The following is a 273-nucleotide window of genomic DNA, read 5'->3' on the forward strand; positions in this document are numbered from 1 at the left end:
GCCTTCAACTGGCTGGTGACGCTGCGCTGCTCTTCGCTGCTGCTGTCCCAATCGGCTTTCCACAGGTGCTTGCGATGCTTGCCCTGATCGGTTTGGGTGTGGCTTTCAGTGGCGGCGGTCAGGCGCAGGTCGCCGCCGCTTTGCACGCTGAGATCGTTCTTCGCGTCGACCTTGGCGGCTTTCAATTCGGTGTCTTTGCCGGACGACAGTTGCGCGTCGCGGCTGGCGACGATCTGGCTGCCGTGCTGGCGCGAATCGCTGTCGGTCTTGGTG

At 63.4% G+C, this 273-nt stretch carries 1 protein-coding gene; it reads right to left on the reverse strand.

What is annotated here, in order from left to right:
* A partial coding sequence (locus AB2L51_RS15190; protein ID WP_400922673.1) for a hemagglutinin repeat-containing protein occupies nt 1–273 on the reverse strand: 273 nt, incomplete at both ends.

It is taken from the genome of Acetobacter fabarum (assembly GCF_040702925.2).
GTDB lineage: Bacteria > Pseudomonadota > Alphaproteobacteria > Acetobacterales > Acetobacteraceae > Acetobacter > Acetobacter fabarum_B.